Raw genomic sequence first — 14,111 nt, 5'->3', positions numbered from 1 at the left:
GGAAAAGGGTGCTTTTATATCGTTTATATTTTACATTTTTTTCTATATTCTGTAGGTGTACAACCCGCCATTCGCTCGAACAATTTACTGAAATGACTCGTATCCGCATAACCGACCCTTTGGCAAATTTCGTATACTTTCAAGTCCGTCTCCATTAAAAGCTCTTTCGCTTTATTCATCCGAACGCCCATGAGATAACTCAAATACGTATCCCCGGTTTTCTCTTTAAATAATTGACTTAAATAAAAAGGATTGATATAAAAACGTGCCGACAAATCAGCGAGCGTGATATTGCTGTCATAATGAGCTGCTACGTACTCTTTAATCTCGGAAATGACATCCTTTTTCTTCGGTGCTTGCCGAATCTTATTCTGATCGCTAATGCGGTCGATGGCTTGAATGACCCAAAGTTTTAATTCTTCCAGCGTCTTAAAACGTGCCAATTCTTCGACGGACAGTAGGTACTTGCCCAGTAAATCATTCATTTGCAGCTGCGTAAAGGATATTCGCCGCATACTGGAGACGAGAATAAGCAATATTTGGTGCTGCAGATCGGCAAGATGCAGATTGCTCTGCGTCTCAATAGCACGAAAAATACGATGAATGACTTCGGCGCTGCCTACATTATCCATCTGTTCCATGCAGGTTTCTAGCAGAACCAGCTCCTCCTCCGCGAGAAGAGCAACGGCGCTGGAAGACGGTTTCGTCTCTCGAAAAGCGATGACGACATGATCACCTTTCATAACCTTATACCACAGCGACTGCTGCGCTTCATCAAACGAAGTGCTTAATCCGGCCGGTGCGGGGTAGGCACGCCCGATGCCAGCCGAAACGGAAATACCCAAGACACGACTGAACTCTTCTTGCAGTCTCCTTACATCTTGGATCAGATACTCCTCATTGATCTTGCCTTCATTCATGACAAGTACCGCAAATTGGGAACCTTCATAACGGAACGCTTGCAATTGATCGTACGGCTTGAAGACATCCCTGGCTTGGCGTAGGACATAATCTTCTTGAACCATGCCCGGCTCACAGCCGAATTCCACCAAGATACAAACACAGTCATACCGCGTAACTGGGAGAGGGAATAAATAGGACATATGGCCCTCGTGCGTCTGCGGGTCATAGCCAGTTACCAGCACATCCTTTAACACAAAGTCGTGCCAATGCCGCGATTGTGCCTTCTCGCTGTTGATCTCGGCAATCACTTTGGTCACGCAATCTTCAAGTTCTTCCTCTTCGACCGGCTTGTTGATGTAAAATTTGACGCCGAGCTCAATCCCTTTCTTCGCATACTCGAATTCCGCATATCCGCTCAGAATAATGAATTTGGCCCTGCTGCCGGATTCTATCAGCCTGCGAATCATAGCGAGGCCATCAGACTGCGGCATGCGAATATCCGTGATCACGATGTCTGGTTGCATTTCCTGCACGAGCTCCCAGCCCTCGTTCCCATTATGTGCAGTTCCGACAACCTCACATTGCGGCAAATAGCGCCTCACAAGCGTTTTAAGCCCGTCCGTAATTCCTTTCTCATCATCCACAAGGACTAACCTCATCATAAACTCCCCCTATGCTCTATGATCGTGTTGGTATACGAAATTCAACAACCGTGCCTTCGCCTTCTGTGGAATGAACCGTCAAATCATAACCATCCCCGTATTGCAACTTGATGCGCTCTGCAATATTTTTCAGACCAATACTCTTCCCCGTCGCTTCTATTACATCGTCTAGCTTTAATTTATCCGTCTCCGCTTCGGCCAGCCGCTGGTTCAGCTCCATGACTTTCGAAGGATCCATGCCTGCCCCGTCATCCGAAATGCGAATTCTTATATGGTCATCTTCGGTGACGATCCCTTCCAGATGAAGATTCATGACCTTGCTGTAATCGTGAAATCCATGGTTAATGCTGTTCTCGACGATCGGCTGAAAGACTAGCGGCAAAATGCGGCATTGCAAAACCTCCTCGCTCATGTGAACATGCAGCTTAAAGCGGTCATCGAAGCGAATATTTTGCAGTTGAAGATAGTTCATCGTATAATCCACTTCGTCTCTTACGGAGTGAAGATGGGCTTCCTTCCCTAATGACAGCCGGAACATACGAGCAAGAATTTTAATCATGCCAGCAATTTCATCCTGTTCCTTTACAAGCGCTTTCATTCGAATGGATTCGAGTGTGTTGTAGAGCATGTGGGGATTAATCTGATGCTGAAGGGCAAGGAACTTAGCCTGCCTTTGCTTAATTTCTGCTATATACACATCCTCAATTAGGGTTCGGATCTTCACGATCATCTTGTTATAGCTATGGACAAGGCTCCCGATTTCGTCATTCGGAATCCTGAGCTCGATCGGAAGGTACAAGCCCGCTTCGGCTTGCTTCATGCTTCTGCGAAGATTCATAATTGGCTTCGTAATATAGGAGCTCATGGCAATTGAGATCCCCATAATGAATAGTAAGCTGACAACAATGACCAGAATCGTCGAGACTTTCATATTTCCAATTTTCAATAATAACTTCTCACGAGGAATTTCCGTTCTCACATCAAGCTTATTTGAGTGCATGTTGCCGGTGAGTACAATCATCCCCTCTTTTTCCTTTGCGGAAGTTGACCTGCTTGCAGAAAGCTGTTTCCAGTTCGTTTTTCCGCTGGTTAGATCGGAGTGATACACCAGTTCTCCTTTTTTATTGTTGACGATAACCCGCATATCGTATCGATCACGAGCAACGAGAAAATTCTCGTTCAGTTTCAGCAGTCGCGATGGGTCTAGATCAATCAACAAAACACCAGCATAGGAGCCGTTCGCGTTAAGCAGCACGCGGCCAACCGTCAGAACAGCGCCTTCTCCTTTATCCTCATAATACGAGCGATCATGCAACCCTGTAATGAACAGGGTATCCTCAGGATCAACACTCATCTTATACCAATCCTGCTGAAGCAGAATGCTTTCATTCACTGCGCTGGATGTATTGGAAAAATGATACACAATGTTTCCTTTGGTAACGAGCATCAGGTTGCTGATTTCTGGTTTGAGTAAAGCGATCCTCATCAGGATGCGGTTGATCATATTTTTGTTGACAATCAATTCCGCCATTGGAAGCTTTTCTTCCCCCAGACGTGAGAGCAAATCGTTGTCAATCAAGACCGTTTTGGTCACCCTGTCATATTCCTGAATAAAATCATTCATCGATGAATCGATCTGTGATGTGTATAGCGCAGCAAATTCTTGAGAGGCTTCTTCCAAGCTGTGAGCCGATTGATAATAAATAATCGTACTCACAATCAAAAGCGGGATAATGCATACAAGCAGATAGCTGGTTAGAAACCTTTGTTTCAACTTCATACTCGGTAATAACGCAAGCGGCTGTTTCATCCATTGATTAAGGGCCATTCAGATTCCCCTTTAGTCGATCATTCATTTTTCACCACATTGTATCACACTCTCTACTTTAGCAACACGGCGGAAAAAAGTTGCGTTCCTATCTTTACATGGAATAAAAGCAATCCGAACCATTCATGCTATTATTAACTTAACTGGAGGTGTCTGACATGAATAGCAGCAACGATCACACAATTACGCTTGGAATGGGTTGCTTCTGGAGCCCTGATGCTTTGTTTGGACAACTGCCGGGTGTCGTTCGAACACGTGTTGGTTTCGCCGGAGGAACGACTGATCATCCAACTTACCGGGAAATGGGCGACCACACAGAGACCGTTGAAATCGTGTTTAACTCTGATCTCCTAAGTTTAGAGAATCTCCTGAATGTGTTCTGGAGCAATCATAACCCAACAAATATCAATGATTATAAAGGTCGACAGTATACATCCATGGTATTGTATCGTGACTCCAACCAGCAAAGCGCAGCTCAACATGTTCTCACGAACCGAGAGCAACAAGGAAATAGCAAAATTGACACTGAAATTGCACCTTACACGACTTTTTATCCTGCTGAAGATCGGCATCAGAAATATTATTTGAAACGGTATCCAGACGCGATCGATAAGTTGAGAACTCTCTTTTCAACGAATGAAGAACTGACCAACGCGACCTTGGCTGCACGATTAAATGGACTGGCTAAGGGATATACCAATATGGATTCTATTGTGAGTGATATCCGAACTTGGCCGATCAGTACCCAGCAACAAGAAGATATGATCCGCTTAATCCGGTTGATAAAGTGGTAGGGATGATAGTTTATCTCTGTAAACGGAAGACGAATTTCTACAAAATTTGCTAAAAGTAAATAATAAATTTAAAATGTAAAATAACAAGTTAATAAAAACTAAAATAATGGAGGAATCATACATGAGTGTTGGATTCAAATCATGGTTACAAAATTCTAAACAAGGTCTAACTGATCAAGTAAAGAAATTTAAGAACAAGGACTTTATGGATGCCGTAGTTGCCGGTTGTGCACTTGTAGCTGCAGCTGATGGTTCCGTCGATTCAAATGAAAAACAAAAAATGGCTGGCTACATGAGCCGCAGCGAAGAACTAAAAGTATTTGATATGAGCGACGTCATCAATCGCTTTAACCATTTTGTTGGAAACCTTGAATTTGATTCCATGATCGGCAAACAAGAAGCACTAAAAGCGATTGCGAAATTCCGTAGTAAACCTGAAGTTGGACGAGTAATCGTTGGCGTTTGTAGTGCAATCGGTGCAGCAGATGGGGATTTCGATGACAAAGAGAAGGCAGTTGTTCGTGATATCTGTCAATCACTTGGCTTAACGCCTGGTGAATTTGGTTTGTAAGAGCAATTCATTATAAAAAAAGATGATTCCTGTATGTGTATTGTACAGGGATCATCTTTTTTACTTCCCGCTGGTACCAGCCCTTACGATTGCCACTCTCCGATACCGATGGTGAGATCTAAATACCATTCAAAAGAGGCTTGGGCTGGAATTGTTTGTGCAGTCCCATTATTTACGGCATTATCAAGGGAATCGTAATAGCCAATACTAGGTTCCAAAGCACAAGTAACGCGATCATTGAACATGCCTTCATCGATCCAAATGCCTAGATAAGGAACCTTCTCTTTGGGAACCGATACGATCAGGAAGTTTTCACTTTCCTGACCATACAGGCCAGACCAACTTATGGGTACTTGCCCCTCATAATAAAACTTTCGTCCGTCTCCAGTAACCGCGGGGGAAACGAGAGAGACATCCTCCCAAGCATACGTTTCCCCCTCCTTTAGCTTATGACCTGCGTACACGCAAAGCATTTCCGCCATGGGTTCGGGGAGCAGAATACGTGTTGGTTCCGTCATGGCAAATTGCGGGTGAGGCACCCACAGGAATGGCATCGGCTGATCGTTCCTATTATCAACACGGTATGTCATCCTAACCGTATTCCCTGCATGCATGGTGATGCTTCTTGTAAACTGATACGAGAGCAATGAACTTTCTACCGAACACACAACCTCGTTCTCTTCGACGCTATAACGCCAAGGAAGCGACCAAACTTCGCCGTGATCAGGCAGAATCACACGCTTATCTAGTTCCCATGGACATTCATTAATGGTTGGGAAACATTCATCCCAACCACTCATATCCCACTCGCCAAAGCTGGAGCCATAGTGAGGCTGCCTTAAAGGTCTCTCACCCGAATCAAGCAGCCACTCCTTACCACTAGGTTTATACATAAGTGAAACCAGCTTTCCGCCGAGATCCGGTACGATCTCCATACGGATTTGCTCATTTTCCATGGTGATGGATAAGAATCCTTTATACGTTCCCGTTATTAGGCTAGTCTGAGTCTCTTCCATTAATGGCACAACCCCTGATGAATTCGTACCCCTGCATGATTAGCTTCTAGCTCCAGAGCTTTATCGAACTGCTCTTTAGCCATTGCTAGGTTACCCAATCCGAGGTGCCCGAGTCCCATCATATATAGACAGTGAACTTCATTGCGTACATTTAAATTATCCTCAAATACCAAGAAGTCTGGCAAGGAAACGGCGAAGTAGTCAAATTTCACATCGTCGAAGACATGTTTCTCAGCGTAATCAATCAGCTTATTGAAACGGCGCTTCGCTTCCTTTTGATTACCTAGAGCAAGCCAAGCCATTCCTTGATAAAAGATCATATCCGGCGGTTGATCGTTGTAATACATGGCACTAGCTGGCTCCTCCAGCCCTTTTGAAGCTATTTCAAAACATTCCTGTGCTTGCTTCGTTTGCTGTAAACCGTTATGAGCGAGTCCAAGATAATAATACACATTATTTTCTTGCGCACCAGACAGCTTACCTTCCCCTAGATTCTCCGGGTAGATCAGTGCTTCATGTAAGTAGGATACTGCTGCTTCAAAGCGATTGTCAGCTAATGCTGCTTTCGCAAGCTCGACATGAGCACATACATGTTGACCAGTTATTTTGCCCTCGCCACCTTCCCAAGGATGGAAGTTGCGTGCTTGAATAGCTTGAACGGCTTTTTCGTGAAAACCTTGCGCATTCAGGAGTGTCACATACTCCACATAAAGATCGTCGCGTTTGTTCACTAGATCTTGATGTTCCTCTAGCTTCGCGCAACGAATCGCAGCGGTGTAACCCAATTTCTTATACAGTTGATCGAGTTCATAGAAGACGCGTGCATCATCCTGGTTACAAGCAAAAGCTTTCTCCATGGCGATAAGAGCCGATGCTGAATCCCCTCTTTTGTTGAAATATGCGAGAGATAAATTGCGATGTACCGTCGCGAAATCTTCTCGGATCGAACGTGAAGCTTCCCAGTGCCGAATGGCATCTTCGTGCCTTTTTTTGTCGTAACACCAATTGCCAAGGTAATAATGCGCCTTATCATTGTCCTCAGAGGACGCAATAACACTTGTGAGCACTTGCAAATCGAATAAGTTATTCGGGAAACAGTAGTCCGAAGTTGCTGTATTCCCCTCATGTCTGTGATGGCTAGCCCGTTCGAAATGCCCTGTTTTCTCATAGAGATAGCTAAGTGTGTAATGAACCATCGGGTTCACTTTGGAGGAATCGTGACCTTGGACAATGCGTCCAAGCAATTGGACGGCTTCCTCAAACAAACCGCAACTTGCATAATCCGCTGCTAGGTTCAAATAATTATGCGCATCCCCGCGCATTAGGCGAGTCAACTCGACCAATGTTTCATTAGCAAGATCCTCCTCACCTTGGTTAGCAAGCGTAAGGTATCGTTCGTTAGCCGCTCCAAAATCAGCGATATCCAGCGCAAGTGTCTCCTGTGAGAAGACAACTGCTTCCTGCAATTGCCCCAACTTCCGAAGAAGTGCAGCTTTCAGGTGACGTGCTTTGTAATTGCGAGAATTGCGTACCTGTGAACGCTCAACCAATTCCAACGCTTCACTATAAGAACCCTTTTCACAAGCAATTTGTGCCAGTGTGAAGAACCCAGCATCTTGCCAATTCGCCGACCATGTCGCTTTGTAGAGGGCAGCGAATGCTTCTTCTTTGCGTCCCTGCTCTTTGAGGGCTACGCCTAATTGATAGAGCGCTTCACTATCATATGGATTTGGATTGCGCCAAGTAAGCGACTTGATCGAGGTCCGGAAGTGCTCTTCTGCTCGGGAGAATAACCCACGGCGCAGCAAGAGTGTACCGTAGGCGACGTTAATACGGCTATCGCTCGGGTCACGTTTTAAACCTTCTAAATAGTAATCTTCTGGCTCGAAAGTAGCGTGGCGGTATTGCTCTAAATGCAGACCAGCTAAATACAACTGTTCATTCGTCTTCAACTCTGCAGGCTCTGCCAGTGGCTTAGCGGCATCCGGCACTTGCTCAATGGAAGGCTTCTCAGGCTGATAAGAAATGAGTAGCGTAGCATTGGCATCCCTAACAGTCAGTTTCAAGTCGTGTGCTTGATCGTTTGCATCCAGTGTAAGGACTGATTTGAACGTGTCGGTTGGAGAAAGCTTCACAATCTCCTTTAGATACGTTCGGTTACGGCCTTTCAACTCCACAATAGCACCATCAAATACGGACGTTGCATAAGCAAATACGACGGCTTCACGCGTCTTTTCATCCACTTCTAGGTTGACCGCAGCATCGATGGAAGCATTTTTAACGACGCCAATATGTTTATAAGGCATGAAATATTGCTTGAACGATTTCTCCTCATAGGGCTGCAGCCACGTGAAGTCAGGTTGGTTATCTGTGTAAACACCCGTCATGAGCTCAATATAGGGACCATCTTCATCTGTCAGGTTGCGATCCCATGCTTGCCCGAATTCGCCGTTCCCCCACGTCCATTGCTTCTTACCTGGTGAAACATGATGATTGGCTACGTGCAATAAACCTGCTCCAACACCATGATCATAACCACCGACGAAATTGTAATCGGATTTGTAAGCCATATATGAGGTGGGAACGGGAATGTTCTTGTAGCGTGAGATATCTACGCCAGCTGAATAATCCATTTTGTAGTACGTTCCTGTTGCAATAGGGAATCTCGAGACGTCACGTTTACCATGGTCAAAAACTGCCGTCACATCTGGCGGAAATACAGATTGCGTATGATCATTAACCGCGACCGCGGGGTTTGCCCACCACAAGAACGTTTGTGGTTCCGATGTCCGGTTATATAACTGCGCAGAAATTTCTAGATAGGCTTTGCCCGGATACAAAGTGAAACCTGCCGTCACTTTCGTGCCGTACATACGGTCGATCTCACTCACCCATACGGTAGCGCTTCCGTCTTCTTGCTCGGTAAGTTTATATTCAACCGGACCGTACGTATTTGGACGGTGATGCTGTGGCCAGTTAAATTCGATGCCACCGGAAATCCATGGTCCTGCAAGACCAACCAGAGCTGGTTTAATAACGCGATTATAATAAACGAAGTCATAGTCATTCGTTTTGTCCAACGCACGATAGATGCGTCCGCCAAGTTCAGGCATAATCTCAATGCGAACATATTCGTTTTCCAAGATTACCATGCGATACGACTGAGGCTTCTTCTCATCTTCAATTTTATCAATAACCGGATGCGGATATACTTTACCAGAGCTTCCTTGATAAACACGTTTCTCTAGGAACATTGGATTGCGATCTGGCTCACCAATGCCATATGTCGGGATCGACGTTACTTCTTCCCAAATGCGAACCTTCTGACTCAACATCATCACTCCCTTATCTGATTATCTCTACTTTACCTCGGATGCTGGCGGCAGCCAATTGACAAAATGCTTAATGTAATGGATTATATTCTTATTATTGTAGGGAGGCCTTACAAATGGATACGACTAGAAAGCCTGAAGGGTTTGAAGAAGAGAAATTGTTCATCTTACCTGAATATATGCAGACGGAATTATCCCGCTCCGAGCTGACGCGAGATTTATTTGTAAGTGATATCGGCTTCTTCCCTTCTGCCCGTCATCATTATCGGGAGCGCCCTGAGGGCAGTAACTCCCATATCTTCATCTTTTGCTCGGAAGGAGAAGGCTGGATCGAATTAGGGCAACAGGCTGCCTTCACCTTGACTCGGAATCATCTAGCCGTCATCCCTGCCCACACCCCTCATCGATATGGTGCATCTAGCCATGCCCCATGGAGTATTTACTGGTTTCATCTTCAAGGTAACCATACAGCAGCTTTTATACAAATGTACGGGATGGATACGGGTCCGCTACATTTACCCATCGGAGCAATGACCGAATACAAGGATGTTTTTGATCAATGTTACTATCTGCTATCTGATAAAACCTACTCGTTGCCCATCCACACACACGTTTCGCAGTCTATCCGACAATTGATTAGCAGTATTGGTATGCGGGTAGGAGGTACGGCCAAGGAGAAAAAGAGAGAGCAATACCTAGAGGTTGCCATCCGTTACATGAATGACCATTTAGAACAAGCCATTAATCTTCCTGAATTAGCCCAACACACAGGTTTGTCTAGACAGCATTTAATTTTATTATTCAACGAAGGAACAGGCATTCCACCAATTGAATACTTTCTAAGAATGAAAATTCAAAAAGCCGCTCAAATGCTTAGTTTAACGCCTCTGTCCATCAAAGAGGTTGCCTCCAACATGGGTATTTCGGATCCCTATTATTTCTCAAGATTATTTAAGAAAATAACCGGTTCCTCCCCAAGTGATTATCGAAACGTTCCTAAGGGATAACAAATTTGCGAGCAATAGAGCGAGCAATCTTTATACAAATAGGTTTTTGAACCTAGGACATCCAACTTACAATGTGGTTCAAAATAAATAAAAAATCCCGCCCCAAAGACTTGCTCTTAGGGACGAGATTATTGTTCAACTTATGATAATTATCATTTCATACACCCGCTACGTGAATCAATTCCCTTCAGGATCTTCCGTATCATAGCCAAATTCATCAAGCGCTGGCCATAGCTCTGGGGCAATCGGGTAATTCGCGAGCTCCAATGTCTGGGCTACCCGTTCTGGTTTACTCATGCCGACGACCGTGCTGGCGATCCGCGGGTCGCGAAGCGAGAATTGAAGCGCTGCTGCGGCTAGTGGTACATCGAATGCCTGGCACACTTTGGCGAAATTACGTGCTCGTTCTACTACGATTGGCGAAGCATCGCTATAGGCATACCGAGCGTATGCTTCCGGACCTTTCGCTAATATGCCGCTGCCATAAGGAGCTGCGTTAATTACAGCGACGCCTAAGCGATTAGCGACATCAAGCAATGGTTCGGCAGCTCGATTGAGCAGCGTATATCGATTGTGGGTTTCCACAGCGCTGAACGCTCCCGTTTCTACATAATCGATGAGCATACCGATCGGTCCGCCGGATATGCCGATGTGATCGATGATTCCTTGCTCTTGAAACTTTTGAAGTACTTCTAAAGGCCCGCCAGGTCCCATTACATTTTCGAAGGTCGAATGTTCGGGATCGTGGATGTACACATATTGCAAACGATCAAGGCCCAAGCGTTCTAGACTTTCCTCGATGGAACGTTTGATCTGTTCGCCGCTGAAGTCACCGGTCTTGAAATCGCGGTCGGCTTTGGTAGCCAACACGTAACCAGCCGGAAGTCCACCATTCGCTCGAATAGCCATGCCAATCCGCCGTTCGCTCTCACCCTCGCCGTATGCTGCAGCCGTATCTATGAAGTTGATCGGACTTTCGAAGGCGGTACGCAACGTCACCAATGCCTGTTCTTCAGATGTGCTATATTGAAACGTCTCCGGCATATCCCCGAGTGGAGCTGCTCCAATACATAGCGGTGATATAAGTAGACCAGTACGGCCAAGCGGTCGTAGGGATAATAATGCGTTCGTCATGGAATTTACCTCGCTTTCTATTTATGTCTCACTTATAACGACACACCAAATAAACCTCGTGTCATTTGAAAATCGATATTACCTTGTTGGTAGAGACGTGGTACATACGTATGTTCCAAAATTTCTTTACTGCGCTCGAGAATATGATCCACCCAAAAGGTCGGATTACCCTCAAGTACCAAATCGACATCTTGCTTATGTTTATCCAGCACAACCTGATCTGACGTCATTTGCAGCATCGGGACGAAAGGATGCGTTTGCATGGGACGGTCACCAATCAGCGAGATTATTAATTCCACACCTGTGGCCGCGAGTCCTGTAATCGTCTCTACCCCATGCTTTGTTGGTGTATCCATAATATGAAATCCATTGTGACGAACATGTTCTCCATATGCGATAGACGGCCCCACTTGAGTCGCGCTAACTAGTTGCTGGTTAAACGAATCCTCGGCAAGCAATCCGCTATTCTCGGGAACGACGACCAAGCCTCCAGCCCCGACAATCATCTTGGTTAGTCGTCCCAGTTGCTCGCTGGCATCTTTGTTAATGGCACCAACACTTACGATTCCGATGCGCAGCCCTTCCAAACCGACCGTCACTTTTTCCACAGGATCTGCCGCAATTAATCGATCGGCGAACCAAGTCTCAACCTTCTCGCTCACCTTAGCAATTCCGCCGTCGAGCTGGATGCTGGCATAACCAAGGCGGCTCGCATCGACGCCCATCACATCCATCTGATGACGCATGTAGTCGTTATGCGTTTTCTCGCAGCCATGCTCCAGCAGCAAACAATGCTCCACCATCGGATGCGTAATATAGCCAATCATCGTGCGTGCAAACAGCGATTCGGCTGGCCCTCCCGAGGTGCCGCAGCCTTCCGTATGCGCCAATGTTACGAAGCGCGAGAGCTCTGGCTGCCCTGCTCCTTGTTCGTTCAGGCGCTTGGTGATCATGCCTGCTACCTGTCCCGCACAAAGACTGGTGGGCACGATCAAGCCGATATGGTCACTAGACTGCCGATCGCGATGCCGAGTAAAGGAAAATTGGATGGGGTTAACTTTCGTTGTAGCATCATCTTCAATCGCTATCGGATCTCCTGTCAGTACAGGAGCGTGATACAGCGTCTCTAGCTGACTCGCATCGTTCTGCTGCCAGTTGCGCCAAATCTGTACTTGGGCATGGCCCGCCTTCTCGCCGACACTTCGCTGACCAGAAGCAATTTGGATCGCTAACTCGAATACCTCTTGGCCCAACTCATCCATCGATTTGCCTTCCAGATACTGCCCCGCGTTCACATCCATATCGTTCGAAAGCAATTGGAAGCGGCGAGTTGTCGTGACTACCTTGACCGTAGGCACATACGGAAAGTTGGTAATTGAACCATTACCTGTTGTAAAGAAGATCATGTTGCAGCCTGCGGCTACCTGTCCGGCGATACTCTCCAGGTCATTGCCAGGGCTATCCATGAAATAGTAACCGCCATCCTTCATGAGCTCCCCGTACTCCGTTGCATAGTCGATCCGTGTTATCGGGTCTTTCTTCATAGCAGCGCCTATAGATTTAAGATAAATGTTGTACAAGCCGCGATACATGTTGCCACCTGACGGGTTACCTTCCGCACTGGTGCCGTGCCAGGACGTACGCTCTTTAAATCGGTTCACAAGTTCAATAAATTTGCGCGCGGTTTCTACGTTGCGTACTTTCGAGAGGACGTAAGGCTCCGCGCCAATCAACTCATCCGTTTCGGCTAGACTAGCTGCACCGCCGTAACGCACCAAATGTTCCGAAACCCAACCTAGCAGTGGATTTGCGGATACGCCAGAAAATGCGTCCGAACCGCCGCACTGCAAGCCGATTCGCAAGTGGCTGACGGATTCAGGCGTTCGCTGCATCGTATTGACCGTTGATAGCCATCCGCGTACTAATGCTTCACCTTTCACCAGCTCCTCTTCAAAGCTGCCTGAGAGCGACACGAACTTATGCAGAACCTCATCGATTGGATAGCTATGCTCACGTGCGTAAGCCTCCACCATCTTGTTCGTGACCGCTTCATTGCCATAATCGACAACCAATACCGCTCCTACGTTCGGGTTGACCATGAAACCTGCAAGCGTTCGCAGCAGCAAGTCCACATTATTCGGCTTCTCTGTGCCGCCCTCCGTGTGAGCGACGGGAACAATTCCGTCTATATTCGAGTCATTCTTCCATATACCTTGCAGACGGGTGGCAAGCTCAGTCACGTAGCTCCCCGTGTGCGAGGTAGTTCCGAGCAGTACGATGTAGTTGCGGGTGCCTACCCCGCGATCTTTATGGCGTCGATATCCCATAAAAGTACGCGTATCTGTAAAAGCTGGCGATGCCTGAGCCGGCAGGAAGTTCTCCTCGTCAAAGATAAAAGGAGAAATTTGATCCGCGAAATTAGGCTCCGCCGGCACCGCGAATGTCAATTGACGCACACTCAGCGCTTCCCGCACTGTTTCATTGATCACATAGTGGCCGGGCTGAATCGGCTTACGCGCCACGCCGAAAGGCAAATGCCACGAAAGTAGATCTTCACCAGGAGCAATCGCTTTCACTGCAAATCGATGGCCTTCCATCACCGTGTAATCCAAGGTGAGAATTTGGTCTTCATACTGAATGGCGGTACCCGCGTTCAATTGGCGAATCGCAACGGCGCAATTATCCCCAGGTAAGGGAAGTCTCGCTACTTCTTCAAATTGGTAAACGACGTCCATCGATGACTAGCTCCTTTGATGAGATTTTCTGAACAATTCAAGTTTACTCATATTGTACCAAGATTATGGCATTTGTTAATTCTTTACCTTTGCAGAAACATACTCTATTTTGATATTCTATAAATAAAA

General features: G+C 46.3%; 9 protein-coding genes. 3 read left to right on the top strand and 6 right to left on the bottom strand.

Annotated elements, in window-relative coordinates; all coding sequences use genetic code 11:
* Nucleotides 1-23: 23 nt before the first annotated feature.
* Nucleotides 24-1,565, bottom strand: a complete 1,542-nt coding sequence (locus tag AC58QT_RS20035) for a helix-turn-helix domain-containing protein (protein ID WP_497410552.1) — start codon at nt 1,563-1,565, stop codon at nt 24-26.
* A 16-nt stretch (nt 1,566-1,581) separates the two neighbouring features.
* Nucleotides 1,582-3,393 carry a cache domain-containing sensor histidine kinase gene (locus AC58QT_RS20030; RefSeq protein ID WP_497410551.1) on the bottom strand — a complete coding sequence of 604 codons (1,812 nt, stop codon included), beginning with the start codon at nt 3,391-3,393 and terminating at the stop codon, nt 1,582-1,584.
* 158 nt (nt 3,394-3,551) lie between these two features.
* On the opposite strand from AC58QT_RS20030, the gene msrA reads away from it, so the two are divergent.
* Together msrA and AC58QT_RS20020 are read left to right on the top strand one after the other, a co-directional pair.
* On the top strand, nt 3,552-4,187 hold the full coding sequence (gene msrA / locus AC58QT_RS20025; protein WP_497410550.1) for a peptide-methionine (S)-S-oxide reductase MsrA: 636 nt from the start codon (nt 3,552-3,554) through the stop codon (nt 4,185-4,187).
* A 121-nt stretch (nt 4,188-4,308) separates the two neighbouring features.
* A complete protein-coding gene (locus AC58QT_RS20020; RefSeq protein ID WP_310500638.1) occupies nt 4,309-4,758 on the top strand; it encodes a tellurite resistance TerB family protein in 450 nt (149 codons plus the stop codon).
* An 83-nt stretch (nt 4,759-4,841) separates the two neighbouring features.
* Here AC58QT_RS20020 and AC58QT_RS20015 read toward each other — a convergent pair whose 3' ends face one another.
* Entirely contained in the window at nt 4,842-5,774 is a 933-nt protein-coding gene (locus AC58QT_RS20015) for an aldose epimerase family protein (RefSeq protein WP_497410549.1), read from the bottom strand.
* The gene (locus AC58QT_RS20010) at nt 5,774-9,112 is read right to left on the bottom strand and encodes a DUF5107 domain-containing protein (protein WP_497410548.1); all 3,339 of its coding nucleotides are present in this window, start codon (nt 9,110-9,112) and stop codon (nt 5,774-5,776) included. The genes AC58QT_RS20015 and AC58QT_RS20010 overlap by 1 nt, the downstream gene beginning before the upstream one ends.
* Before the next feature lie 110 nt (nt 9,113-9,222).
* Here AC58QT_RS20010 and AC58QT_RS20005 point away from each other — a divergent pair, with 110 nt between their 5' ends.
* Nucleotides 9,223-10,113: a helix-turn-helix domain-containing protein gene (locus AC58QT_RS20005; protein WP_497410547.1), complete on the top strand. Its 891-nt coding sequence runs from the start codon at nt 9,223-9,225 to the stop codon at nt 10,111-10,113.
* Between the two features lie 177 nt (nt 10,114-10,290).
* Here the strand turns inward: AC58QT_RS20005 and AC58QT_RS20000 are convergent, their stop codons facing one another.
* Nucleotides 10,291-11,247 carry an aldo/keto reductase gene (locus AC58QT_RS20000; RefSeq protein ID WP_497410546.1) on the bottom strand — a complete coding sequence of 319 codons (957 nt, stop codon included), beginning with the start codon at nt 11,245-11,247 and terminating at the stop codon, nt 10,291-10,293.
* A gap of 32 nt (nt 11,248-11,279) precedes the next feature.
* Nucleotides 11,280-13,982: a UxaA family hydrolase gene (locus AC58QT_RS19995; protein WP_497410545.1), complete on the bottom strand. Its 2,703-nt coding sequence runs from the start codon at nt 13,980-13,982 to the stop codon at nt 11,280-11,282.
* Between the last annotated feature and the right edge of the window lie 129 nt (nt 13,983-14,111).

The organism is Paenibacillus sp. J31R109 (assembly GCF_059692055.1).
Note: the sequence above shows the minus strand (reverse complement) of the source record. Positions and strands in the feature narration are given on the sequence as shown.

Excerpts from the sequence above, each read along its gene's own strand:
- AC58QT_RS20020 (WP_310500638.1), top strand. The coding sequence starts at position 4,309 with ATGAGTGTTGGATTCAAATCATGGTTACAAAATTCTAAACAAGGTCTA.
- AC58QT_RS20000 (WP_497410546.1), bottom strand. The coding sequence starts at position 11,247 with ATGACGAACGCATTATTATCCCTACGACCGCTTGGCCGTACTGGTCTA.
- AC58QT_RS20015 (WP_497410549.1), bottom strand. The coding sequence starts at position 5,774 with ATGGAAGAGACTCAGACTAGCCTAATAACGGGAACGTATAAAGGATTC.
- AC58QT_RS20030 (WP_497410551.1), bottom strand. The coding sequence starts at position 3,393 with ATGGCCCTTAATCAATGGATGAAACAGCCGCTTGCGTTATTACCGAGT.
- AC58QT_RS20005 (WP_497410547.1), top strand. The coding sequence starts at position 9,223 with ATGGATACGACTAGAAAGCCTGAAGGGTTTGAAGAAGAGAAATTGTTC.
- AC58QT_RS19995 (WP_497410545.1), bottom strand. The coding sequence starts at position 13,982 with ATGGACGTCGTTTACCAATTTGAAGAAGTAGCGAGACTTCCCTTACCT.
- AC58QT_RS20010 (WP_497410548.1), bottom strand. The coding sequence starts at position 9,112 with ATGATGTTGAGTCAGAAGGTTCGCATTTGGGAAGAAGTAACGTCGATC.
- AC58QT_RS20035 (WP_497410552.1), bottom strand. The coding sequence starts at position 1,565 with ATGATGAGGTTAGTCCTTGTGGATGATGAGAAAGGAATTACGGACGGG.
- msrA (WP_497410550.1), top strand. The coding sequence starts at position 3,552 with ATGAATAGCAGCAACGATCACACAATTACGCTTGGAATGGGTTGCTTC.